The following is a 21,657-nucleotide window of genomic DNA, read 5'->3' as shown; positions in this document are numbered from 1 at the left end:
GGATCCACCTTTTGGCATCAGCGGAGCTGTGGCTGAGTGGTGCACGTGGCGGATCGGCGTCTTCGACCCAAGAGCCCAGCCTTGCGGATCGATGGATCCCGGCCTTCGCCGGGATGACGGGGGGCGGAATGTCCGGGACTACGAACCCATCCGGGGTCGCGCCAAGAACCCGGACCTGTCTCGGACGGGTTCCGTCAGCATCAGGCCTCGCGCCTCAGATCCAGCCGCCGCCATAGGTCTTGTAGAAGACGTGGTGGCCGAGCTTCTGCATCTTCTTCATCGTCCTGGCCCAGCGCGGCTTCACATAGGTTGCGTGGTAATGCGTCGACGAACCGACGTCGGCGTTCCACCAATTGTCCTCGTTGAGCACGCGCTTCGCCAGCATCTGCGCCCGCTTCCACGACTCCATGTCGGTGATCCGGTCGGGGATGCCGTCGCAGGCGAACGAGAACTGGCAGGCGTTGCGCATGTTCTTGTTCTGGTAGACGACGCCGCAGACGGTGTTCGGATAGGCGGGGTTCTTCAGGCGGTTGATGACGACCTGGGCGACGGCCAGTTCGCCCTTCATCGGCTCGCCGCGCGCCTCGAAATAGATCGCGGTCGCCAGGCATTTCTGCTCGGTGGCGGAGCGGGCGTTGTTGGGGATCTTGTTCATGACCCACCAATGGTCGGGCTTGCCGTCCTTGCCGATCGACGTCGCGCCCATCGGCTTGCCCAGCAGCGCCTGGAACGGCGCGCTCATCGACTTGTCGATATCGGCCGGCGCATAGGCGGAGGCGACGGCGCTGCCGCTGGCGACATTGTCCGAACCCTTGGCGCTCTTCGCCCCGGTCTTGCCGGCGGCGCGGGCGAGTTCGTTGCGGCGGGGGATCGGCGCGATCGAGGCCAGCGTCACGACCGGCTTTGCCACGGCGTCCCCGGAGCCGGTGCCGGCGGATACGGCCTCCTTCGAGGCGTATCGCAGCGCGCCATCGGGCTTGGCGATGTCCTGCGCCGTCATGAAGGCCATCTTCGGCACGGCGTTGGCGCTGGAGAAGACGTCCTGAAGCTTGGCCGATTTGAGGGTGCCGGCGGTGAAGTGAGCGGCCGCGCGCACCGGCTCGGGCTTGCGCAGCGCGACCGTGATGTCGCGCTTGCCGCCGCGATTGACCTTGGGCGGAATGAATTCGGGCGCCGAGACGAGACCGGTCTTCATGACGTCGAGTACCGGCTCGATGATCAGGCCGTCGCTGATCGCCTCGGCGGCGACGTGGGTAGTCGGCGGCGTCGACACGAAGGCCGGCAGATAGGCCTCGCCCTTCGGCGTCGGCACCAGCCGCGCCAGCCAGCGCTGCTGCACCGGCATGTCCTTGCCATGGGTGCTGGCGACATCCTGCAGCGCCACCGTCGTCGACGAGAGGGCGAGAAAGCCGCCGGCGATCAGGCCGGAAAGCAGCGCGATGCGATGGAAGGAGGGCTTGGCGCGGCGCTTGCGGAGAACGAGGCGAGGGTCGCGGCCGAGATGGGCGCGGGATGTCATTGCCGTCGTCGGAGACCGCTCGAGACCAGCCATGAGGGACGCAACTCCACGCGCACGGAACAACACCGACCAGTGTGGTTTGCTGGTCACGTGGCTTGAATCTGCGGCATTAACCTTGAAAGTCGGTTAACGGCCCGGCAGGCCGAGGCGGGAGCACAAGGCAGGGGGAGGGGAATGGCTCAGTCTCTGTTTTGCAAGGCGGCCTGGGCAGCCGCCAGGCGGGCGACGGGCACCCGGAATGGCGAACAGGAGACGTAGTCAAGGTTAATTTCGGCGAAAAAATGGATCGAGGCGGGGTCGCCGCCATGTTCGCCGCAGACGCCGAGCTTCAGATCCGGCCGCGTCGCACGGCCGCGCGCGCAGGCGATGCGGATCAGCTCGCCGACGCCTTCTCGGTCGATCGAGGCGAACGGGTCGTGCGGCAAGATGCCCTTGGCGAGATAAGTGCCGAGATAGGTGGCGGCGTCGTCGCGCGAAATGCCGAAGGTCGTCTGCGTCAGGTCGTTGGTGCCGAACGAGAAGAAGGTCGCCTCGCGGGCGAGTTCGCCGGCGGCGAGTGCGGCCCGCGGCAGCTCGATCATGGTGCCGAGCTGATAGGCGGGCGCGCGGCCATGGATCTTCCGCACCAGCGCCTCGGCGGCGCGGATATGGCCGTTGACTAGATCGAGCTCGGCCTTGCCGGCGATCAGCGGCACCATGATTTCCAGATCGACCGGAGTGCCGGTCTGGTCGGCGACGTCGAGCGCCGCCTCGAGAATGGCGCGCGCCTGCATGGCGATGATCTCGGGGAAGGAGATCGCCAGCCGGACGCCGCGATGGCCGAGCATCGGGTTCGCTTCCGAGAGCGCATGGGTGCTCGCCCGGATCTTGGCCGGCGAGATGCCCATCACGGCGGCCAGCTCGGCGATTTCCGTCTCGCCCTTCGGCAGGAACTCATGCAGCGGCGGATCGAGCAGGCGGATCGTCACCGGCAGGCCAGACATGATCTCGAACAGCGAGGCGAAGTCGCTGCGCTGCATCGGCAGCAGCTTGGCGAGCGCGTCGGCCCGCGCGGCGTTGGTTTCGGCCAGGATCATCTCGCGCACGGCGACGATGCGGCGCGCGTCGAAGAACATGTGCTCGGTGCGGCAGAGGCCGATGCCCTCGGCGCCGAAGCCGCGCGCGGCGCGCGCGTCCGACGGCGTGTCGACATTGGTGCGGATCTTCAGCCGGCGGAAGCTGTCGGCCCATTCCATCAGCTCGGCGAAGGCGCCGGAGAGCTCGGGCTCGCGCAGCGGCACCGCGCCGACCAGCACCTGGCCGGTGCCGCCGTCGATGGTGATGGTGTCGCCGCGGCGGATGGTGCGGCCGCCCGCCGTCATCGTGCCGGCGTGGAAATCGACCCGGATGGTGCCGGCGCCGGAGACGCAGGGCTTGCCCATGCCGCGCGCCACCACGGCGGCGTGGCTGGTCATGCCGCCGCGCGTCGTCAGGATGCCGCGTGCCGCATGCATGCCGTGCACGTCCTCGGGGCTGGTCTCGACCCGCACCAGGATGACCTTGCGGCCCTGCGTGCGCGCGATCTCGGCCTCGTCGGAGGTGAAGACGACCGCGCCGCTCGCAGCACCCGGCGAGGCCGGCAGGCCGCGGGCGAAGATGTCGCCGCTCGATTCCGGATCGATGGTGGGATGCAGCAGCTGCTCGAGCGTGCGCGGCTCGATGCGGGCGACCGCCTCGGCGCGGGTGATCAGTCCCTCATGCGCCATGTCGACGGCGGTCTTCAGCGCCGCGTGGATGGTCCGTTTGGCAGGCCGCGCCTGCAGCATCCAGAGCCGGCCGCGCTCGATGGTGAATTCAAGGTCGAGCACGTCGCGATGATGCTTTTCGAGCGCCGTGCAGACGGCCCGGAACTCGGCGAAAACCTCCGGCATCGCCATTTCGAGCGATTGCGTCTCGGATCCGGTCTCGCGGCGCGCCACCTCGGTCAGGTCCTGCGGCGTGCGCATGCCGGAGACGACGTCCTCGCCCTGGGCGTTCGGCAGATATTCGCCCCACAGGATGTTCTCCCCCGTCGAGGGATGGCGAGTGAAGGCGACGCCCGTTGCGGAGGTCTCGCCGAGATTGCCGAACACCATCGCCTGCACGGTCACGGCCGTGCCGCCGCCATCCGGCAGGGCGTTGATGCGGCGATAGGCGCGGGCGCGAGGATTGTTCCAGGAGCGGATGACGGCCGAGATCGCGCCCCAGAGCTGGTCGTGCGGCGCCTGCGGGAAGGGCTCGTCAAGCTCCTCCGCGACGAGCGCCTTGAACATCTCGCAGACGGCCTGCCAGTCGCCGGCGTCGAGATCGGTGTCGAGCGTGTAGCCGCGTTCGAGCTTGTAGTCCTCGAGCCGCTCCTCGAACACGGAATGATCCAGTCCGAGCACGACGTCGCCATACATCTGGATGAAGCGGCGATAGCTGTCGAAGGCGAAGCGGCGATCGTCGGCGACGAGCGCGAGGCCCTCGACGGTCTCGTCGTTGAGGCCGAGATTGAGGACGGTGTCCATCATGCCGGGCATCGACACGGCGGCGCCGGAGCGGACGGAGACCAGCAGCGGATGTTCAGCGTCGCCGAAACGATGGCCGGCGACGCTGGCTATGCCGTCGAGGGCAGCCGAGACCTGGTCCGCGAGCCCGGCCGGAAACGCTTCCTCGCCCGCGAGAAAGCGTCGGCAGATCTCGGTCGAGATGGTGAAGCCGGGCGGCACGGGCAGGCCAAGCGCGCTCATCTCGGCGAGGCCCGCACCCTTCGCGCCAAGGATGTCCTTCAGCGCGCTGTCACCCTCGGCACTTCCGCCACCGAAGGTGTAGACCCATTTCGTCATCTGCGCACGCTCCCGCGGCAACCGGCAGAAGCCGGCGCGACAACTAGCTAGATCAAGCGCTTAGTGCGCTGCAACACGAAAATGTTGAAACATACTGGAAGCTGTGGCGCTGCGTCGATTGGCGCTGGGTGCCGATGCCCGGTCGCATCAGGCGAAGGCGGATCTCCGGCGCCACTCCGAGGCCAGCACCGCATAGATGTATTCGTCGCCCCACGCGCCGTTGAAACGGTCATTCTGCACGAGATGCGCCTCGCGCCGCAGGCCGAGACGTTCGACCACGCCGATGGATCCCTGATTGGCCGCATCGAGCCGCGCGAAGATCCGGTGGAAGCCAAAATGGGAGAAGCCGAAGTCGATCGTCGAAGCGACGGCCTCGGTGGCATAGCCCTTCCCGGCGAAGACGGGATTGAAGATGTAGCCCACTTCACCTTGCAGGGCCGCCCGGCTGGCCATCTTCAGAATCGTCTCGCCGATCACGGCATTGTCGTCGATCGATAGGACTGCCAGCCGGAAGGCATCGCCATCGGCGCTGAACGGCGCGGAGAGCCCATCATCAAACTGCTTCCGCAGGGTCTCGCCGACCGGCGGGGCGGCATAGAGATAGCGGTAGACCTCGGGAAGCGAGTGGTAGGCGGCATAGGCGGTGAAATCCGTCGCCACGAACGGTCGAAGCGATAGACGGTCTGTCGCAAGCGGGAGTGGCAGGCACTCGAAATTCATGCGGTTCGGCCTTCGAAGGCGCCGCGACAATGGCCGATCGCCGCGACGGCGCCAACCCTGCGGCCGCGGCGGCCGAGTCTGGTGTCGGCCCCAGGGGGCCGACACTCGATCGGTTCAGAGAACGTCGATGGAGAGCTCGTCGAGGAGAGCCTCTTCCTTCTGTTCTTCCGTCAGGGTGACTTCTTCGGAATTGCCCTCTTCGTCCTTCACTTCGAAGGTGTCGGGCAGTTCGTCGTTCAGCGACCAGTAGGCGAGCATCGCGGCCTCGGTCGCATTGCTCGCGATCACATCCACGGTGATGGTCACCTGGAAATGGTCGCCTTCGAAATCGTCGAAGTCGGGATCTGTCGCGTTGTCAGTCTTGTCGGACATGGTTTTCTTCCAGTTTTCTGCGTGCCGTGGCGCTCTCATTGCGCGTTGCACCGCAGCGGGTCAAGCCATGCGGCCTTTCGCCCGGGCCCCGGAAGCCCTAGCGAATGCCGTCCAGATCCAGTGCGAAGGGATGTCCTTCGAAAGCGTCGCGGCCACGACCGATCGACTCGATGGCGCTGACCATGCGGCCGCGGCGGCCGAGCACCTCGTCGGCCAGGCGGACCAGGCGCAGGTTCGGCGTGGCCGAGGGCGAGCCGGTGCGGATCAGCGCCGCGATCTCCGCCTCGTCGCGCTCGGGGCGCAGGGCGCAGACGGTGATGAAGGCGGCTGCCGTCGAACGGCTGATGCCGGCGAAGCAGTGGATGACGATCGGCTTCTCCGGCTTCCAGCTCTCGACGAAATCGAGCAGCGCCGTGACATGTTCCTCGGCCGGCGGCGTCATGCCATCCATCGGCTCGAGAATGTCGTTGAAGGCCAGGAAAAGGTGCCGCTCTTCCGGGATCGCCACCGGGCGCTCGACCGGGGTACCGGCATTGATCAGGGTGACGAGGTGGCTGGCGCCGGTCTGGGCGACGGTGGCGCCGATGCGGGACAGTGAGCAGACGTGAATGCGGGACATTGTTGTTCTCCTTGCACCTTCTCGGTGTGCGGTTCGCGGCCGACATCGGAAATGAAATCGTCGTCGCGGCATTTCGGGGGAGCGGCGGGCGGGCTCCCGGCAGGCTTATGTAGTGGTTCGAGGCGGCCGGGTCACGCCGAAACGGCGCTTGCCGCCATGGTGCCGGCGAGGGCGTCGAAGCGCTCCAGGAAAATCCGCTGCGCCTCCGCCGTCGGCCAGGGTTCCAGCGCCAGCTGTGTGCGCAGGATGCCGCGCGGCCGGCCGAAGAATTTCGCCGCTTCCGCCTCGGTGAAGCCGGCAAGCCCTGTCGCCTCGAAGAAGGCGGCGACCCTGTCGGCCGCCTTGATCGCGTCGGTCAGCGCGGCCGGACGTTCCGCAGGCAGGCCGAAACGCAGGTGGATCGCCGCCTGCAGCCGGGCCTCGACCACCTTGTACTCGCCGCCGACCAGCGCCTTGAAGGGCGAGATCATGTCGCCGACGACATATTCCGGCGCGTCGTGCAGAAGGGCTGCGAGGCGGTCCGCCTCGCTCATCGACGGCTTGGCCAGGGCGGCGATCTGTTCGACCAGCACCGAATGCTGCGCGACCGAGAAGGCATGCGCGCCGCTGGTTTGGCCGTTCCAGCGCGCGACCCGGGCGAGGCCATGCGCGATATCGCTGATCTCGATGTCGAAGGGGGAGGGGTCGGCGAGATCGAGCCGGCGGCCGGACAGCATGCGCTGCCAGACGCGCGGGCGCGGAGATTTCGCGTTCATGCCGCGCCGTCTCCATCCTCGCCGTCGCCCGGCCAGTCGAAGCGGGCGAAGGGCGGCAGCGCGATGGCGAGCGGAACGCCCCCGGACGTGACGGCGATGCCCTGGTCGAGGGCGCTCTTGGCGCGGTCGAGCCGGATCAGCCCGATGCCGGCGGTGCCCGTGTCGGTACCGAACGAACCGCCCAGCGTGCCGATCGGCTTGCCGTCCGCCTCGATCGAACTGCCGGCCGGCGGCAGCGGCGCGGCGCTGGTCACCGCGACGGCGCGCCGGCGCGCCGTGCCGCGATGTTCCATGCGCGAGACGATCTCCTGGCCGACATAGCAGCCTTTGCGGAAATCCAGCCCGCCGAGATCGTCCATGTCGACGTCATGCGGGAAGGCGTCGCCAAAGGAAAAGTCGCGGCCGCCCTCCGGCACCGTCAGGCCGGTGCGCCAGGCGTGATAATCCGCCTCCGTCGCCGCTTCATAGCCGGCGACGGCAATCGGTGTCCCGACCGGCAGGATGGCGCGAAAGCCGAGCGCGGCCAGGCGCGGATCGCGCGCGACCGGGCCGGGAAGGACTGGCGGCGTGTCGCTGTTCCAGAACGCGTAGACGGCGTCGCTCTCGCTCCGGTTGGCGATCTCGACCTTGGCGCGGAGGCGATACAGCGTCATCCGCTTCTGGAAATCGGCAGCCAGCGCGCGCGGCAGGTCGAACAGATAGCCGTCCTCCACCTTCAGGATGAGGAAATCGAACAGGATCTTGCCTTGCGGCGACAGCAACGCGCCGAAGCCGGCGCCCGTGGCGTCGATCGCCGCCATGTCGGTCGTGACGATGTTCTGGAGGAACGATTCCGCCTCCGCGCCGCCGATGAAGACGGCGCCGCGATCGGCAAGTTGGGCGTATGACCCATTACGCATAGACATGGTTCCCATGCATTGGACGCGCTTGTGAAGTTGGCTCACCTTCCTTAAGCCGGTGCTCGCGATCCGTCTTCAGGCTTCGTCGGATCGGGTATGCACTGGGGAGGGCGGCCATGACGGAAACCTACGAGTTTCTCTTTCGGAACGGAACGGTCGTCAATCAGGACGGCACGGGAACGCATGACATCGCGGTCCGCGACGGACGAATCGCCGCCATCGGCGACGTCGACCCGCGCCGCGCCGGCAAGGTGATCGACTGCACCGGCCTGCATATTCTGCCGGGCGTCGTCGACACGCAGGTGCATTTCCGCGAGCCGGGCGCCGAGCAGAAGGAAGATCTCGAGACCGGATCGCGCGGCGCCGTGCTCGGCGGCGTGACCGGCGTCTTCGAAATGCCGAACACCAAGCCGACGACGACGAACGCCGACGCGCTCGCCGACAAGATCCGCCGCGGCACCCACCGCATGCATTGCGACTTTGCCTTCTGGGTCGGCGGCACCCGCGACAATGTCGCGGACATTCCGGATCTCGAGCGCCTTCCGGGCGCCGCCGGCATCAAGGTCTTCATCGGCTCCTCGACCGGCGACCTGCTGGTTCCCGACGACGAGGGCATCGCCGCCATCCTGTCGAAGACGCGCCGTCGCGCCGCCTTCCACTCCGAAGACGAGATGCGCCTCGAATCGCGCAAGTCGCTGCGGGTCCCGGGCGATCCGTCGTCGCATCCGGTCTGGCGCGACGAGATCGCCGCCATGCAGGCGACCGAGCGCCTGGTGTCGATCGCTCGCCGCACCGGCGCGCGCATCCACGTGCTGCATATCTCGACCGCCGAGGAAATCGACTACCTGGCCCTGCACAAGGATGTCGCCACCGCCGAGGCGACGCCGCATCACCTGACGCTGTCGGCCGACGACTATGCGCGGCTCGGCACGCTCCTGCAGATGAACCCGCCGATCCGCGACGCCCGCCATCGCACCGGCGTCTGGAAGGGTATCTCGCAGGGGATCATCGACGTTCTCGGTTCCGATCACGCGCCGCATACGCTGGAAGAGAAGGCTGCGCCCTATCCGTCCTCGCCCTCCGGCATGACCGGCGTGCAGACGCTGGTGCCGATCATGCTCGATCACGTCAATGCCGGCCGGCTGACGCTGGAGCGGCTGGCCGACCTGACCTCGGCAGGCCCGGCGCGCATCTTCGGCATGGCCCGCAAGGGCCGCATCGCCGTCGGATACGACGCCGATCTCACCATCGTCGACATGAAGCGCCGCGAGACGATCACCAATTCGTGGATCGCGTCGCGCGCCGGCTGGACGCCCTATGACGGCAAGCGCGTCATCGGCTGGCCAGTCGGCACGGTCGTGCGCGGTCGTCGCGTCATGTGGGACGGCGAGATCACCGAACCCTCCATCGGCGAGCCGATCCGCTTTCTCGAGACGCTGCGCCCGGCCTAAGGCGAACTCCACGGACATCGGGCGGTCGCTCCTGCGGATAGCGCGGCGCGGCCGCCCGTATTGCTGCCGGGCCGATCGAATTCGCCCGCGTCTCGACCGGCGAATTCGCGGCGATCAGATCGCTTCGATGACGACCGATTCCGCCGATCGCTTCGCCGGGCCGTGATTGACGGCCTCGATGTTGTTGCCGTCCGGATCGATCAGGAACGCCGCGTAGTAGTTGGGATGATAATCGCGCGGACCCGGCGCGCCATTGTCACGACCGCCCGCGGCGAGGCCGGCGGCGTAAAAGGCGTCGACCGTCGCCGGATCCTTGGCCTGGAAGGCGAGATGGCAGCGACCGGTCAATGGCGAGCCGCCGCTGACGAAGAGGTCGTCCGCGAAGAAATAGCCCTCGGCGGAGACCATGGGGATCTCCAGCACTTCGAGCACCGCCGCGTAGAAACGGCGGCTGGCCTCATAGTCGCTAACAACAAGCTGGACGTGGTCGATAAGTCGACCGCGGTGAAAAGACTCGCCCGTCATGACCGTTCCTCCGTTGGATGCGGAGAACAGATCATGAACAAGTGGTTTGGTCAAGTCGGGGTGGTTCAGTCGCCGGCTTCGAAATAGGTCCAGGTGCCGTCCGGTGCGATGCCGACGCGATAGAACAGGTAGGCGCCGAAGCTCTTCATCTCGTCATAGTCGGAGGAGGTGAGGAGGCGGAACAGCTCGACCATCTGCGGCGGCGTCAGCGCATTGATCGGATAGCGCGCGAAATAGGGCCAGATATAGGCTTCCTGCGGCGTGCCGACATCGACATGCACATAGCCGGCATCCAGCACTTCGCTCAGAATCGCCAGGATCTCGCGGCCGTCCTCGTCGCCGGAGAGCGACTTCAGGAAGGCGATCGGATCCTTGTCCTGGTTGGCGTCGGCGCCGAGATTGGGTGGCGCGCGGTTGGCGTCGATGATCGGCTTCAGCTGCTGGATGTCGCCGGTCTTGGCCGCTTCGAGCAGCTTTTCGCGCAGGCGCTTCACCGGATCGGGCAGCTTCGAGACGTCATACTCGATCACCGGCAGTGGCTCGTCCGGCGAGATCTTGGCAGGGGCGGCGGCCTGTTCGGCGTCGTCGGCCCCGTCGAGGCTGTCGTCATCGACCGGATCAGGCTGGATGATGATGCTCTGCGTCGGCACGGATTTGCTCTCGCCGGCCACGAGCGCGTGGGACGGAGCCGTCCCGACCATCGTCATCGCGACCGCGATTCCAGCAACCGTCCAACGCCCAAGCATGCCTGCCTCCGAGAATCTGTCCGCCAGTCTTAGCTGACAGGCCGGCAGCGGCCAAGCGCCGGCCGGGCACAATAAAACCTCGCCAGCGTCATCGCTGCGAGGCTTCCGGCGTCCGGCAAAGGAGACGCTGCGTTACTGGATCGTGCGCTGCAACGTGAATTCGCCGCGGCGGACCCGGTCCGGCAGCGAGACGGCGAGATCGGCGACGGCGTCCTCGCCATAGGTGTCGATCAGGTCGGAAAGCGCGGCGAACAGGGCGGCATGGGCGAGGATGTCGGGCTCGATGCCCTCGGCGATCGCTTCGTCCCAGGCCTCTGTCAGATAGGCGAGCGCCGCGCGCTTCTGTTCCGCAATTTCGATCTCGTCGTGATCGTGTTCCATCGGGTCGCCTTCTTGCCGCGTCGCATGTGGGCAGAAATCGAATCGCCCTGTCCGCAGGGTAGCATGGGTGGCGGCCGAGGGGCCGGGATCCTGAAGAAGGGGTTAACTTGACGATAACAATTCGACGGTTTTGGTTAACGGCGGCGCGGAATTTTCAGCGTCCGTAACGAGCCGTGATGTCGCGGGTGAGGCGGGTTCCCTCCGCCATGTAGCGATCGACCGCCGTCAGCGCAGCCGGCGTGCAGGCGCGATAGACGGAGGCGAAACTGGCGAAGCCGTGGTTGAACTGCGAGGCGAGGCGCGCTCGGCGTTCCGGCGTCGGCGCCTCGGCCTCCAGGATCTGGTCCATCTGGTCGCGCCAGACTGACGGCTCCTCGGCGCCGCAGAGCGGCCGGAGATAGTGCAGCGCGCCGAGAATCTCGGCCAGGCGCTGCAATTGCGCTTCATAGGCGGGATCGCCGGCCGCCGTCTGGGCCGAGGCGGGGAAGGGCGCGGCGACGAGCGCCAGCCCGAGGGCAACCATTACCCGCCAGCGGGCGCGGTGCCTCCGTCGGGGCGTTCCACCGGTCGTCATGCCCACCCGATCCAATTCCTCGCCTGTCCGTGCCGGGGGATCATCGTTTGCCTCGCTCGCTGTCGCAAGCGGGAAGGACGGGCGCTCATGGCGCGGTCAGGAGGATGATGCGCTTCAGCTCCGGCGTCGTCTCCAGCCCGTCGAGCTGGTCGATGGTGAACCAGGCGGCGTCCGCGGCGTCGGAAGCCGCCTTCGGGGTGCCCTCGGCGGTCGCGGTGAAGACGACGATGACATAGTGCCCGCGCACGGGGCCGCCGGCCGGATGGTCGATGGCGTCGAGCGCATCGACGAGGCGCGGGGTGCCGAGAATGAGCCCCGTCTCCTCGCGCAGTTCCCTGGCGGCAGCGGCGGGCAGCGTTTCGCCCCATTCGACCCGCCCGCCGGGCAGCGACCAGGCGCCGCGCCAGGGGGCGTGGCCGCGCTGGACGAGCAGCACCTTCCCGTCGCGCCAGACGGCGACGCTGACGCCGAGGACGGGACCGGCGGGCTTGGAACTGGGAAGGTCAGGCGACGCGGACGAGCTCGACATGGCGTTCTTCCTGCGGCCTTGGCTCGGCGATGGCGTCGCGCGCCTCGGCGATGATGGGCCGAAATTCCTTGCCGACGACCGAGGCGATCGGCCAGAGCAGCTCGAGCTTTCCGGTTCGCACCGCCTCGCGCACGGCATCCTGGGCGGCGGCGGCCTGGCGATCTAGCCGCGTCGCCAGATCGTCCAGCCGCCGGCGGGCGCGATGGTCGGCCGGGCCAGGCAGCACCGGCCGTCTGGGCTCGGGTCGCCAAGCGAGGACGCCGTCGACGAGGTCGAGCCGGTGCGGCAAAGTCTCAAGAAGCAGCGCCAAATCCTCGGCGTGATTCAGATATTTGCTTTCCGGCGGCGCCGGCTCGAACAGCATGCATCGTCTCCCAGCATGCGATGGCGTGCCCGCCACCGCAGAAGCGCGGCGAATTAGATGATAGGGTGCTGATCGTTAGCGGCGCTTCCTTACGAAGTCTTTACCAAATGGCCGCGGCGGCTTGAGTTGGAGCAATCGGATGTGTGGACGCTACGCGCTGGCGGTGCCGAAGGAGGATGTCGAAGCCGAATTCTCGATGATCCGCATCGAGTGGTTTCCGCCGCGCTACAACATCGCGCCGACGCAGCCGATCCTGATCGTGCGGGCCGAGCGGGGGCAACGCCGGCCGGCGCTGGTGCGCTGGGGGCTCATTCCGTCCTGGACCAAGGACCTGTCGGCCATGCCGCTGCTCTTCAATGCGCGCTCGGAGACGGCCGCCGACAAGCCGGCCTTTCGCGGCGCCTATCGTCATCGCCGCTGCCTGATCCCGGCGACCGGCTTCTATGAATGGCAGAAGGGTCCCGACGGCAAGAAGCAGCCTTTCTACCTGCAGCCGGCAAGCGGCGGCGTCATCGCTTTCGCCGGTCTCTGGGACGAATGGGCGGATGACCAGGGCAACATCATCGACACGGCGACGATCCTGACCACGGCGGCGAACCGTGAACTGGCGCCAATCCACGAGCGCATGCCGGTGGTGGTCGGGCGCGACCAGTATGATCTCTGGCTCGGGCTCGATGCTGGACGGGGAGAGGGGGCCGGGCGTGTGCTGCTGCCGGCGCCTGATGGCACTTTCGAGCCGATCCCGATCGGCGCCGGCGTCAACAGCTTTCGCAATGATGATCCTTCGATCCAGGCGCGCAGCGTCCTGAATGCACAGGCGGCTATGGCGAAGGCTCCGGCGGCGCCGAAGAAACCTCCGCCCGAGGACGACCAGCTGAAGCTCTTCTGAACGCGCCGCCCAGCGGCGATGCATTCCAGATGACGAAGTCCGGGGTGTCGCCTAAACGTGGCGCGACAACGCCCCGCCATTCTCCGTTCGGAAATTGTTAAGCATGATTGAACTTTTGTTGCCCGCGGTCGAAGGTTTCTTCCTCGGGGCCAGTCTCATCGTCGCGATCGGAGCGCAGAACGCCTTCGTGCTCCGGCAGGGGTTGACCCGGAATCATGTGTTCCCGATCACCACCTTCTGCTTCCTGGCGGATGCTATGCTGATCGCGGCCGGCGTCGGTGGGCTGGGCACGGTCGTGCAGGCGGCGCCGCGCGTGCTGTTCGTCGTGACGCTCGCGGGCGCGGCGTTCCTGACCGCCTATGGTGCGATGGCGATCCGGCGCGCCTTCCACTTGGAAGCCCTTACCGCCTCGGGCTCCGCCGAAATCCGGCTCGGCCCGGCCTTGGCGACGGTCGCCGCGCTGACTTTCCTCAATCCGCACGTCTATCTCGATACGGTCGTCCTGCTCGGATCCCTGTCCGCCCGTCATGCGGGCGAGGCGCGGATCGCCTTTGGCCTCGGCGCCATGGTGGCGTCCGGCGTCTGGTTCTATTCGCTGGGGTTTGGCGCAAGGCTGCTGGCGCCTGTCTTCGCCAGGCCGATCGCCTGGCGGATTCTCGACGTTGTGATTGGCCTGGTGATGTTCGCGATCGCGGCGTCGCTGCTGTGGCAGGCCCTTGCCTGAGCCAAAAAGGCAGGCGTCTCAGAGGCTTCGCCGATCTGTTTCAGCCCGATTAGGCCCGCGATGCCGCGAGGCCGGCGATCAGCCGGATCGGAAGAGGGGGAGGGCTGCAAAGCCTTCGGCGGCGCAGGGGCTAGGGACCCCGCCGACTCTGGCAAGCCCGCCTTGGCGAGCACGACCGAAGCCATGATGAACCCTCATCATAGACCTGGATCATCCCTGGATTCGGGAACCGGCGGAGTCGCTTCCGCCGTCGCCCTCGATGGGATCGTCGGCCGGCCGTTCAGGCCGACGCGCGGGTCAGTCCCGCTCGCTCGGGATCAGCGTGGCCTGCATCTGGGCCTGCTGCTGCTCGAGCTTCTTCTTCTGCAGGATCGCCGCGACGAGCTCGGGGTTGCCGAGTTCACCATACTTGGCCTGCAGATCCTGTTCCTGCTCACGTTGAGCCTTGGAACGGAAGGTCGGGTGCTTCTCATGGGTCATGATAGTCTCGAAATCCTGAGCATTTCCGCCGAAAGCCGTACTGATCTTCGCCTGCTGGCCGTCGGGGATGCGCATATGAAATTCAAGTATGGCGGATTCGTGGTTTACCAAGCCGTTAAGATGCGGATGTCATTGTCAATTTTCATGTCGGGTTGTTGCAGGTGAGGAACAGGTAGGAATGCGCGTGAGCTGCGATAGACTGGCCGCTTCCCCTTCCTCACAGCGTGGCTGCGGAGAGAGAGCATGACCGCGCGTCCGTACGAGCGCGAGGCCGGTACGGCCAACTGGTCGCTGCGGCTCGCGCTGCTGCCGATCCCGCTGCTGGTCGTCGCCGGCGTGATGCACCGCCTCGACCAGATCGAGACGGTCCCCTTCTTCGTGGTGATCGCCATCGCCTGGGCGCTGGCCATGCTGGCGCTCGTTCTCGGCGGGCTGGCCATGCGCGACATCTGGCGCGAGGGCCTCCGCGGCTTCGGCCCGGCGCTCGCCGGATCGTTGCTGGCGCTCGTCATTCTCGCCATGCCGGCCTTCGTGGTGGCCGAGATGGTCCGCCTGCCACGGCTTTCCGATGTTTCCACCGACACGCAGGATCCGCCGGGTTTCACCGATCCCGCTGCGGCCGCCCGGCCGCTCCCGGACGCCGTCGACCGGGCCGAACAGGCCAAGGCCTATCCCGATATCGTCGCCCGCCACTATCCGGTTTCGCCGGAGCGTGTCTTCACCGAAGCGATGAAGCTGGCCGAGGCGCGCGGTTGGCGCCTGGTCTTCAGCGATGCGCCGGATCCGGAAGATGCCGACGCCAGCATCGAGGCGACGGCCAAGACGCTGGTTCTCTCGATGCCCGTCGATGTCTCGATCCGCATTCTTGCCGATGACGACGGAACGCTGGTCGACATGCGCTCGGCCTCGCGCATCGGCGCCCATGATCTCGGCGACAATGCCCGCCGGATCCGCGCCTTCTTCGCCGATCTCGACACCGCGCTGCAGGGCGTCACCGAATCCGAGGAAACGGTCGAGCCCGAGGCTGTGCTGCCGCCGCTGCCGCCCGTATCGCCCAAGGCGCGCTGACGGGATCTGGCTCAGGCGACCGGTTCGAAACGGCCGGACAGCGTCACGCCTTCCGGCGCGATCAGCCTGTCTCGTCCGACCAGATCTTCGAGATGGGCGAGCACGGAGAGGGCGGCGGCGCCGTGCAGGGCCTGCGGCGTGTCGCGATAGATCGCGGTGACGATGTCGGAGATCGTGCGGTCGCCGCGCGCGATGCGTTCGACGATGGCCGCTTCGCGCATCCGCCGGTGCGCCTTCAGGGCGCGGACGAAGGCCGGGGCGTCCTCGACTGGGCCGCCATGGCCGGGCAGGTAGATCGTCTCCGGCCGGTCGCCCAGGCGGTCGAGCGAAGCCATGTAGTCCGTCATCGCGCCATCGGGCGGGGCGACGATGGTGGTTGCCCATTTCATGACGTGATCGCCGGAAAAGAGCAGGGGGCTGCCCTCCAGCGCGAAGGCGAGATGGTTGGCGGCGTGACCGGGCGTGGCGATCGCCGTCAGCGCCCAGCCGCCACCGTCGACCCGCTCGCCGTCGACGAGGCGCCGATCCGGCATGAAGTCCATGTCGCCGCTGGCGTCGAGCATGTGGATCTCGCCGAGCGCCAGCGGACGGGCCAGCCGGTGCGGACCCTCGCCGAGCAACGTCGCGCCGGTGCGCGCCTTCAAAAGCGCCGCTCCGGGCGAATGGTCGCGATGGGTGTGGGTGACGAGGATATGGCTGACCACCTCGCCCCGGGTCGCCTCGAGCAGCGCCTCGATGTGGGCGGGGTCGTCGGGCCCGGGATCGATGATCGCCACCGTCCCGCGGCCGACGATGTAGCTGTTGGTGCCGTGGAAGGTGAACGGCCCGCCATTGGGCGCGGTCATCCGCCTTACCGTGTCGCCGATCGGAACGGCGCGACCATGGGCGGGATCGAAATCCCGCTCGAATGCGATGGAACTCATGCCCCTGAGCTAGCGGGATCGGGCGGGCGGTTCAAGCGCCGACGCGATCAAAGTCCCGTGCCGACATGAAAACGCCCCGGCCGAGGCCGGGGCGTTTCGGGAGCGCGCCACGTCTGAAGGGGGGCGCGGCGACGGCTCGCCGATTATGCGGGCTCAAGCACCTTGCCGGCGACCTTGGCAGCGATCGTCGCAACATGGGCGCCCTGGTAGCGGGCGGCTTCGAGCTCGATCGCCGAAGGCTGGCGGCTGCCGTCGCCATCGGTGATCGTCGAGGCGCCGTAGGGCGAGCCGCCCTTCACTTCTTCAACACCCGTCTGGCCCTGGAAGGCGTAGGGCAGGCCGACATAGGCGAGGCCGTGATGCAGGAAGGTCGGGAGGAAGCCGAGGATGGTCGACTCCTGGCCGCCATGCTGCGTCGCCGTCGAGGTGAACATCGAGCCAACCTTGCCGACCAGCTTGCCCTGGGCCCACAGACCGCCGGTCTGGTCCCAGAAATTGCGCATCTGCGAGGCGACGGTACCGAAGCGGGTGCCGGCGCCGACGATGATGGCGTCGTAGTTTTCGAGATCGGCGGGGGTGGCGATCGGGGCGGCCTGGTCCATCTTGTAGTACGAAGCCCTGGCGACGTCGTCGGGTACCAGCTCGGGCACGCGCTTGATGTCGACCTTGGCGCCGGTGGAGCGGGCGCCCTCCGCCACGGCTTCTGCCATCTTCTCGATGTGGCCATAGGCGGAATAGTAGAGAACGAGAACCTTGGTCATGACGACCTCCTTCATTTGCACTGCAGCATATGTCGGCTGCCTGAGTGCTTTTGGAAAGCCATCCCCCGGTGAACAGTCTGTCTATGCAGGGATAAGGAACCGCGGCCTGCCCGCGAGCTCTTGCGGCAAAGGTTCGTTGGCCTATGCTCCGTCGTCATTCGAAGACTTGAGCACTTTCGAGGAGGGGACATGCTCACCAAGGATTACGTGGTTTACGACGATCGATTCCGGCGCCTGGCGATGGGGAACGTCCATGTCGAGAAGCTGGCCGAGGGCTGCCGCTGGGCGGAAGGTCCCGCCTATTTCCCGGCCGGCAAGTATCTGATCTGGTCGGATATCCCGAACGACAGGCTGATGCGCTATGACGAGACGGACGGCTCCGTTTCCGTCTTCGCCACGCCCTGCAACAACCAGAACGGCCACACCGTCGACCTCGAGGGGCGCCTGATCGCCTGCGAGCATCGCGGCCGCGCCGTGACCCGCATCGAGCACGACGGCTCGCGCAAGGTTCTCGCCGACAGCTTCGAGGGCAAGAAGCTGAACTCGCCCAACGACGCCGTCGTCAAGTCGGACGGCTCGGTCTGGTTCACCGATCCGAGCTACGGCATCGACGGCGAATATGAGGGTGACAAGGCCGAAAGCGAGATTGGCGCCTGCAACGTCTATCGCATCGATCCCGCCACCGGCGCCGTCACCGCCGTCATCACGGACATGGTGCGCCCGAACGGCCTGGCCTTCTCGCCGGACGAGTCGATCCTCTATGTCGCCGACACCGGCGCGACCCACGTGGCCGATTGTTCGCCCGACATCCGCGCCTATCCGGTCGCGGCGGACGGCAAGTCGGTCGGCGCCGGCCGGACCTTCGCCACCAGCGATTTCGGCCTGTTCGACGGCTTCCGCGTCGACATCCACGGCAACATCTGGAGTTCGGCCGGCGACGGCGTGAACTGCTATGCGCCGGACGGCGTCCTGATCGGCAAGATCAGGATCCCCGAGGTCGTGGCGAACGTCGAGTTCGGCGCCCGCAAGCGCAACCGGCTCTACATCTGCGGCACGACGAGCCTCTATTCCGTCTACCTCAACACCCAGGGCGCCAAGCGTCCGGCGGCGAAGTAGGTCTTTATAGCCAACTGCATGTTCCGGGTGTCAGCCCGGAACATGCGTTCAGGCGCCGCGCAATCGTCAGCCGCCGAGCTGCGGTCGCGCGGCGGCCCGATCACCTTAAGGTAGGCCCGGACCCTTAATGCGTCTCGTGCAGGCAAGTCGCATGGTCGCCGAGCACCTCGATGACGCGGCATTCGGCGACCCGGCCGTGCGCGCCCTCGTCGACCATGCGCTGAACCTCGGAGCGCAGCGCCGTCAGGCGCGCGATCTTCTCGTCGATCTCGGCCAGATGGCTGCGGGCGATGACATCAACCTCGGCGCAGGAACGGTCCGGCTGGTCGGAAAGCGTCAGCAGCTGGCGGATCGCCTCGACCTCGAAGCCCAGCTCGCGCGCATGGCGGATGAAGCGCAAACGCTGCACGGCCGCCGCGTCATAGCTCCTCCGGTTGCTGTCGGTGCGCACCGGCGACGGCAGCAGACCGACCTCCTCATAATAGCGAATGGTGGGAACCTTGATGCCGGTCTCGCGCGAAACCGTGCCAATGGGAACCGTCCGGCTCATCGAATTACCCTCTTGATCCTCTAGTCGCTAGAGCATGTAGGCTCTCCCTCGAACCGCACAAGAGCCTTTCTCCACGAGGCCGAATTCGAGAGCTGATCATGGGCATTCAGGACCGCTACCGCATCACCGGGATGGACTGCGCTTCCTGCGCGCAGAAGATCGATACGGCTGTGCGCCGAATCGATGGCGTCGAGGATGTCTCGGTCTCGGTGTCCGCCGGCACGATGACGGTGCGGCGCGGCGAGGCGTTGGATCCGGCGGATCCGATCCAGAAGATCGTCGCCAAGCTCGGCTATGGGATCGCGCCGCTCGCGGCCCGCGCGGCTCCTGTCGCGCCGGCGCCTGCGCCGCAGGAGCATGACCACGATGCATGCGGGGGGCATGACCATGATCATGGCGCCCATCACCACGGCCACAGCCATGATCACGGTTCTCACGATCATGACCACGATCACGGCCATTCGCCTGCCGCGCCGGTCGCCGCCGCTGCGCCAAAAATCGACCTGCACAGCCATGACGTCGGCGAGGATGATGGCGCCTGGTGGCAGTCGAAGAAGGCGCGGCTGACGTTCGCCGCCGGCGCCGCGATCGTCGTCGCCTTCCTGGTTTCGCATCTCTTCCCGGAGACGAAGCCGATCACCTTCGCCATCGCCATGCTGTTCGGCCTCGTGCCGATCGCCCGGCGCGCTTTCATGGCGGCGCGCTACGGCACGCCGTTCTCGATCGAGACGCTGATGACGATCGCCGCCGTCGGCGCGGTGATCATCGGCGCTGCCGAGGAAGCGGCGATGGTCGTCTTCCTGTTCCTGATCGGCGAATTGCTGGAAGGTGTCGCGGCCCGCCGGGCCCGTTCCAGCATCCGTGGTCTCGCGACCCTGTTGCCCGAGACGGCGCGGGTCGAGGAGGCGGGCGGTACGCGCGAGGTTGCCGCCGCCGACCTGCAGCTCGGCTCGATCATCCAGATCCGTCCCGGCGACCGTATCGCCGCAGATGGCCTCATCCTCGGGGGCGAGAGCGCCATCGACGAGGCTCCCGTCACCGGCGAGAGCGTGCCGAAGCGCAAGGGCGTCGGCGACACGGTCTTCGCCGGCACGATCAACGCCGACGGCGTCATCCGCGTCGAGGTGACGGCGGTCGCTTCCGACAACACGATCGCCCGTATCGTCCGTCTGGTGGAGGAAGCGCAGGAGGCCAAGGCGCCGACCGAGCGTTTCATCGATCGCTTCTCGCGCTGGTACACGCCGGCCGTGCTTGTCGTCGGCGCGCTGGTGGCGATTGTACCGCCGCTCGCTTTCGGCGGCGACTGGGGCGAGTGGATCTACAAGGGCCTCGCCATCCTGCTGATCGGTTGCCCCTGCGCGCTGGTGATCTCGACGCCCGCCGCGATCGCGGCCGGCCTCGCCGCCGGCGCGCGCCAGGGCCTGTTGATGAAGGGCGGCTCCGTCCTGGAGACGCTGGCCGGCATCAACCGCGTCGCCTTTGACAAGACCGGAACGCTGACGCTCGGCCGCCCGGTGGTCAGCGACGTCGTCGGCTATGGCCGCACGGAAGCCGAGGTGATCGCGCTCGCCGCCTCGCTCGAGACCGGCTCGAACCATCCGCTCGCCCGCGCCATTCTCGGCAAGGCAACGGACATGGCGGCGCCGACGATCGTTGCGCAGGAAATCGCCGCCGTCGCCGGCAAGGGCATGACCGGCAAGGTCGGAGCCGATGCCCTGCTGTTGGGCTCGGCCGCCGCCGCTGCCGAGATCACGCCGCTGACGGTCGAACAGGAAGCGACGATCGCCGCACTCGGCGGCGAGGGCAAGAGCGTCTCCGTTCTGCTCGTCAATGGCGCGATCACAGGCATTATCGCCATGCGCGACGGGCCTCGTGCCGACGCCAGGGAAGGTCTTGCCGAGCTGAAGGCGCTCGATGTCGCGCCGATCATGCTGACCGGCGACAATGCGCGGGCGGCAAAGGCGGTCGGCGGCGATCTCGGCATCGAGGTCCGGGCCGAACTGTTGCCGCAGGATAAGCAGCGCATCATCCGCGAATTGCAGGCCGGCGGAGCCAAGGTCGCCAAGGTCGGCGACGGCATCAACGACGCGCCGGCGCTCGCCGCTGCGGATGTCGGCATCGCCATGGGCGGCGGCACCGACGTGGCGCTGGAGACCGCCGATGCGGCGATCCTCAACAACAATGTCGGCGATGTCGCCCGGTTGATCCGGCTGGCGCGGCGGACGATGCGGAATATTCATCAGAACATCGTCATCGCCCTCGGCCTCAAGGCGGTGTTCCTGGTGACGACGATCGTCGGGATCACCGGCCTGTGGCCTGCCATCCTCGCCGACACCGGCGCCACCGTGCTGGTGACGATCAACGCGCTGACGCTCCTGGTGGTGAAGAAGAAGGCGTAGGGAGGCGGGGCGTCTCCGGGGCGCTTGGGCCGGCTCCATATGGGCCTCGGTCCGTGCCGATAAACTGCCGTCATCCCCGCGAAAGGCAGGGATCCATTCCGCCGGGATTTGGGGAATGCGCACCCTCAACCGTTCGGCTGAATGGATCCCGGGTCAAGCCCGGGATTGTCTGTTTGGAATTTGCTAGATGGTTTGGGCCGGTTGCGGGTTTCGAAACGGCCATCCCGAAACCCGCGTCCATGGCCGAGACCGTCCCGGGATCGGGCGCCTGCCCGTCGTCATCTGGGTCCGGCGGTGGACCGGCTTCGCTTGCTTGTTGACTTGATGGGGCCGCGTTCCCGCGAGCCCGCAGACAATCCGAAGCCAGGACAAACCATGCCATCACCCAGCCCAGCCGTCGAGACGGTGCCGCGCATCCTCGGCATCGACGTCGCCAAGGAAACGGTC

At 67.1% G+C, this 21,657-nt stretch carries 23 protein-coding genes; 6 read left to right on the top strand and 17 right to left on the bottom strand.

Translation table 11 applies throughout. From position 1 onward, the window contains the following. Positions 1-214: 214 nt before the first annotated feature. From G342_RS25210 to ygfZ, 7 genes are all read right to left on the bottom strand, one after another. Positions 215-1,519, bottom strand: a complete 1,305-nt coding sequence (locus G342_RS25210) for a cell wall hydrolase (protein ID WP_018182533.1) — start codon at positions 1,517-1,519, stop codon at positions 215-217. Positions 1,520-1,698: 179 nt separating this feature from the next. After that, positions 1,699-4,365 (bottom strand): pyruvate, phosphate dikinase, encoded by a 2,667-nt coding sequence (ppdK, locus tag G342_RS0107640; RefSeq protein WP_018182532.1) that lies wholly within the window; start codon positions 4,363-4,365, stop codon positions 1,699-1,701. A gap of 147 nt (positions 4,366-4,512) precedes the next feature. Further along, positions 4,513-5,085 carry a GNAT family N-acetyltransferase gene (locus tag G342_RS0107635; protein WP_018182531.1) on the bottom strand — a complete coding sequence of 191 codons (573 nt, stop codon included), beginning with the start codon at positions 5,083-5,085 and terminating at the stop codon, positions 4,513-4,515. A gap of 114 nt (positions 5,086-5,199) precedes the next feature. Beyond that, positions 5,200-5,457: a hypothetical protein gene (locus G342_RS0107630; protein ID WP_018182530.1), complete on the bottom strand. Its 258-nt coding sequence runs from the start codon at positions 5,455-5,457 to the stop codon at positions 5,200-5,202. Between the two features lie 97 nt (positions 5,458-5,554). Continuing rightward, positions 5,555-6,076 carry a tyrosine phosphatase family protein gene (locus G342_RS0107625; RefSeq protein ID WP_018182529.1) on the bottom strand — a complete coding sequence of 174 codons (522 nt, stop codon included), beginning with the start codon at positions 6,074-6,076 and terminating at the stop codon, positions 5,555-5,557. Positions 6,077-6,207: 131 nt separating this feature from the next. Beyond that, the gene (locus G342_RS0107620) at positions 6,208-6,831 is read right to left on the bottom strand and encodes an HD domain-containing protein (RefSeq protein WP_018182528.1); all 624 of its coding nucleotides are present in this window, start codon (positions 6,829-6,831) and stop codon (positions 6,208-6,210) included. After that, on the bottom strand, positions 6,828-7,730 hold the full coding sequence (gene ygfZ / locus G342_RS0107615) for a CAF17-like 4Fe-4S cluster assembly/insertion protein YgfZ (protein WP_018182527.1): 903 nt from the start codon (positions 7,728-7,730) through the stop codon (positions 6,828-6,830). The genes G342_RS0107620 and ygfZ overlap by 4 nt, the downstream gene beginning before the upstream one ends. 116 nt (positions 7,731-7,846) lie before the next feature. Here ygfZ and G342_RS0107610 point away from each other — a divergent pair, with 116 nt between their 5' ends. Next, a complete protein-coding gene (locus tag G342_RS0107610; protein WP_018182526.1) occupies positions 7,847-9,181 on the top strand; it encodes a dihydroorotase in 1,335 nt (444 codons plus the stop codon). A gap of 114 nt (positions 9,182-9,295) precedes the next feature. On the opposite strand, the gene G342_RS0107605 is transcribed toward G342_RS0107610, so the two are convergent. From G342_RS0107605 to G342_RS25960, 6 genes are all read right to left on the bottom strand, one after another. Then, complete coding sequence (locus G342_RS0107605) at positions 9,296-9,706, bottom strand: VOC family protein (protein WP_018182525.1); 411 nt, start codon at positions 9,704-9,706, stop codon at positions 9,296-9,298. 65 nt (positions 9,707-9,771) lie between these two features. After that, the gene (locus G342_RS0107600; RefSeq protein ID WP_040878479.1) at positions 9,772-10,452 is read right to left on the bottom strand and encodes a hypothetical protein; all 681 of its coding nucleotides are present in this window, start codon (positions 10,450-10,452) and stop codon (positions 9,772-9,774) included. 132 nt (positions 10,453-10,584) lie between these two features. After that, the gene (locus G342_RS0107595; RefSeq protein WP_018182523.1) at positions 10,585-10,833 is read right to left on the bottom strand and encodes a hypothetical protein; all 249 of its coding nucleotides are present in this window, start codon (positions 10,831-10,833) and stop codon (positions 10,585-10,587) included. Positions 10,834-10,987: 154 nt separating this feature from the next. Further along, positions 10,988-11,407 (bottom strand): TIGR02301 family protein, encoded by a 420-nt coding sequence (locus G342_RS0107590; protein WP_245557237.1) that lies wholly within the window; start codon positions 11,405-11,407, stop codon positions 10,988-10,990. A gap of 85 nt (positions 11,408-11,492) precedes the next feature. Then, on the bottom strand, positions 11,493-11,936 hold the full coding sequence (locus tag G342_RS0107585; protein WP_018182521.1) for an NUDIX hydrolase: 444 nt from the start codon (positions 11,934-11,936) through the stop codon (positions 11,493-11,495). Then, the gene (locus tag G342_RS25960; protein WP_018182520.1) at positions 11,911-12,300 is read right to left on the bottom strand and encodes a hypothetical protein; all 390 of its coding nucleotides are present in this window, start codon (positions 12,298-12,300) and stop codon (positions 11,911-11,913) included. The genes G342_RS0107585 and G342_RS25960 overlap by 26 nt, the downstream gene beginning before the upstream one ends. Before the next feature lie 139 nt (positions 12,301-12,439). On the opposite strand from G342_RS25960, the gene G342_RS0107575 reads away from it, so the two are divergent. Next, the gene (locus tag G342_RS0107575) at positions 12,440-13,189 is read left to right on the top strand and encodes an SOS response-associated peptidase (RefSeq protein ID WP_018182519.1); all 750 of its coding nucleotides are present in this window, start codon (positions 12,440-12,442) and stop codon (positions 13,187-13,189) included. A 103-nt stretch (positions 13,190-13,292) separates the two neighbouring features. Next, positions 13,293-13,913 (top strand): LysE/ArgO family amino acid transporter, encoded by a 621-nt coding sequence (locus G342_RS0107570; RefSeq protein WP_018182518.1) that lies wholly within the window; start codon positions 13,293-13,295, stop codon positions 13,911-13,913. A gap of 297 nt (positions 13,914-14,210) precedes the next feature. On the opposite strand, the gene G342_RS0107565 is transcribed toward G342_RS0107570, so the two are convergent. Next, positions 14,211-14,468, bottom strand: coding sequence for a hypothetical protein (locus G342_RS0107565; protein WP_018182517.1), 258 nt, complete (start codon positions 14,466-14,468; stop codon positions 14,211-14,213). 168 nt (positions 14,469-14,636) lie between these two features. On the opposite strand from G342_RS0107565, the gene G342_RS23565 reads away from it, so the two are divergent. Then, the gene (locus tag G342_RS23565; protein WP_018182516.1) at positions 14,637-15,461 is read left to right on the top strand and encodes a DUF1499 domain-containing protein; all 825 of its coding nucleotides are present in this window, start codon (positions 14,637-14,639) and stop codon (positions 15,459-15,461) included. A gap of 11 nt (positions 15,462-15,472) precedes the next feature. Here the strand turns inward: G342_RS23565 and G342_RS0107555 are convergent, their stop codons facing one another. Together G342_RS0107555 and wrbA are read right to left on the bottom strand one after the other, a co-directional pair. Then, complete coding sequence (locus G342_RS0107555; RefSeq protein ID WP_018182515.1) at positions 15,473-16,384, bottom strand: MBL fold metallo-hydrolase; 912 nt, start codon at positions 16,382-16,384, stop codon at positions 15,473-15,475. Positions 16,385-16,527: 143 nt separating this feature from the next. Then, positions 16,528-17,145: an NAD(P)H:quinone oxidoreductase type IV gene (gene wrbA, locus G342_RS0107550; RefSeq protein WP_026304224.1), complete on the bottom strand. Its 618-nt coding sequence runs from the start codon at positions 17,143-17,145 to the stop codon at positions 16,528-16,530. Between the two features lie 189 nt (positions 17,146-17,334). Between wrbA and G342_RS0107545 the strand changes: the two genes are divergently transcribed. Continuing rightward, positions 17,335-18,261: an SMP-30/gluconolactonase/LRE family protein gene (locus tag G342_RS0107545; RefSeq protein ID WP_018182513.1), complete on the top strand. Its 927-nt coding sequence runs from the start codon at positions 17,335-17,337 to the stop codon at positions 18,259-18,261. A 124-nt stretch (positions 18,262-18,385) separates the two neighbouring features. Here G342_RS0107545 and G342_RS0107540 read toward each other — a convergent pair whose 3' ends face one another. Further along, entirely contained in the window at positions 18,386-18,811 is a 426-nt protein-coding gene (locus tag G342_RS0107540) for a MerR family transcriptional regulator (protein ID WP_018182512.1), read from the bottom strand. 98 nt (positions 18,812-18,909) lie between these two features. Here G342_RS0107540 and G342_RS0107535 point away from each other — a divergent pair, with 98 nt between their 5' ends. Continuing rightward, positions 18,910-21,210 carry a heavy metal translocating P-type ATPase gene (locus tag G342_RS0107535; RefSeq protein WP_018182511.1) on the top strand — a complete coding sequence of 767 codons (2,301 nt, stop codon included), beginning with the start codon at positions 18,910-18,912 and terminating at the stop codon, positions 21,208-21,210. The last annotated feature ends 447 nt before the right edge of the window (positions 21,211-21,657 follow it).

Source organism: Kaistia granuli DSM 23481, assembly GCF_000380505.1.
In the GTDB taxonomy this organism is placed as follows: domain Bacteria; phylum Pseudomonadota; class Alphaproteobacteria; order Rhizobiales; family Kaistiaceae; genus Kaistia; species Kaistia granuli.
Note: the sequence above shows the minus strand (reverse complement) of the source record. Positions and strands in the feature narration are given on the sequence as shown.

Excerpts from the sequence above, each read along its gene's own strand:
- G342_RS25210 (WP_018182533.1), bottom strand. The coding sequence starts at position 1,519 with ATGACATCCCGCGCCCATCTCGGCCGCGACCCTCGCCTCGTTCTCCGC.
- ppdK (WP_018182532.1), bottom strand. The coding sequence starts at position 4,365 with ATGACGAAATGGGTCTACACCTTCGGTGGCGGAAGTGCCGAGGGTGAC.
- G342_RS0107635 (WP_018182531.1), bottom strand. The coding sequence starts at position 5,085 with ATGAATTTCGAGTGCCTGCCACTCCCGCTTGCGACAGACCGTCTATCG.
- G342_RS0107630 (WP_018182530.1), bottom strand. The coding sequence starts at position 5,457 with ATGTCCGACAAGACTGACAACGCGACAGATCCCGACTTCGACGATTTC.
- G342_RS0107625 (WP_018182529.1), bottom strand. The coding sequence starts at position 6,076 with ATGTCCCGCATTCACGTCTGCTCACTGTCCCGCATCGGCGCCACCGTC.
- G342_RS0107620 (WP_018182528.1), bottom strand. The coding sequence starts at position 6,831 with ATGAACGCGAAATCTCCGCGCCCGCGCGTCTGGCAGCGCATGCTGTCC.
- ygfZ (WP_018182527.1), bottom strand. The coding sequence starts at position 7,730 with ATGCGTAATGGGTCATACGCCCAACTTGCCGATCGCGGCGCCGTCTTC.
- G342_RS0107610 (WP_018182526.1), top strand. The coding sequence starts at position 7,847 with ATGACGGAAACCTACGAGTTTCTCTTTCGGAACGGAACGGTCGTCAAT.
- G342_RS0107605 (WP_018182525.1), bottom strand. The coding sequence starts at position 9,706 with ATGACGGGCGAGTCTTTTCACCGCGGTCGACTTATCGACCACGTCCAG.
- G342_RS0107600 (WP_040878479.1), bottom strand. The coding sequence starts at position 10,452 with ATGCTTGGGCGTTGGACGGTTGCTGGAATCGCGGTCGCGATGACGATG.
- G342_RS0107595 (WP_018182523.1), bottom strand. The coding sequence starts at position 10,833 with ATGGAACACGATCACGACGAGATCGAAATTGCGGAACAGAAGCGCGCG.
- G342_RS0107590 (WP_245557237.1), bottom strand. The coding sequence starts at position 11,407 with ATGACGACCGGTGGAACGCCCCGACGGAGGCACCGCGCCCGCTGGCGG.
- G342_RS0107585 (WP_018182521.1), bottom strand. The coding sequence starts at position 11,936 with ATGTCGAGCTCGTCCGCGTCGCCTGACCTTCCCAGTTCCAAGCCCGCC.
- G342_RS25960 (WP_018182520.1), bottom strand. The coding sequence starts at position 12,300 with ATGCTGTTCGAGCCGGCGCCGCCGGAAAGCAAATATCTGAATCACGCC.
- G342_RS0107575 (WP_018182519.1), top strand. The coding sequence starts at position 12,440 with ATGTGTGGACGCTACGCGCTGGCGGTGCCGAAGGAGGATGTCGAAGCC.
- G342_RS0107570 (WP_018182518.1), top strand. The coding sequence starts at position 13,293 with ATGATTGAACTTTTGTTGCCCGCGGTCGAAGGTTTCTTCCTCGGGGCC.
- G342_RS0107565 (WP_018182517.1), bottom strand. The coding sequence starts at position 14,468 with ATGCGCATCCCCGACGGCCAGCAGGCGAAGATCAGTACGGCTTTCGGC.
- G342_RS23565 (WP_018182516.1), top strand. The coding sequence starts at position 14,637 with ATGACCGCGCGTCCGTACGAGCGCGAGGCCGGTACGGCCAACTGGTCG.
- G342_RS0107555 (WP_018182515.1), bottom strand. The coding sequence starts at position 16,384 with ATGAGTTCCATCGCATTCGAGCGGGATTTCGATCCCGCCCATGGTCGC.
- wrbA (WP_026304224.1), bottom strand. The coding sequence starts at position 17,145 with ATGACCAAGGTTCTCGTTCTCTACTATTCCGCCTATGGCCACATCGAG.
- G342_RS0107545 (WP_018182513.1), top strand. The coding sequence starts at position 17,335 with ATGCTCACCAAGGATTACGTGGTTTACGACGATCGATTCCGGCGCCTG.
- G342_RS0107540 (WP_018182512.1), bottom strand. The coding sequence starts at position 18,811 with ATGAGCCGGACGGTTCCCATTGGCACGGTTTCGCGCGAGACCGGCATC.
- G342_RS0107535 (WP_018182511.1), top strand. The coding sequence starts at position 18,910 with ATGGGCATTCAGGACCGCTACCGCATCACCGGGATGGACTGCGCTTCC.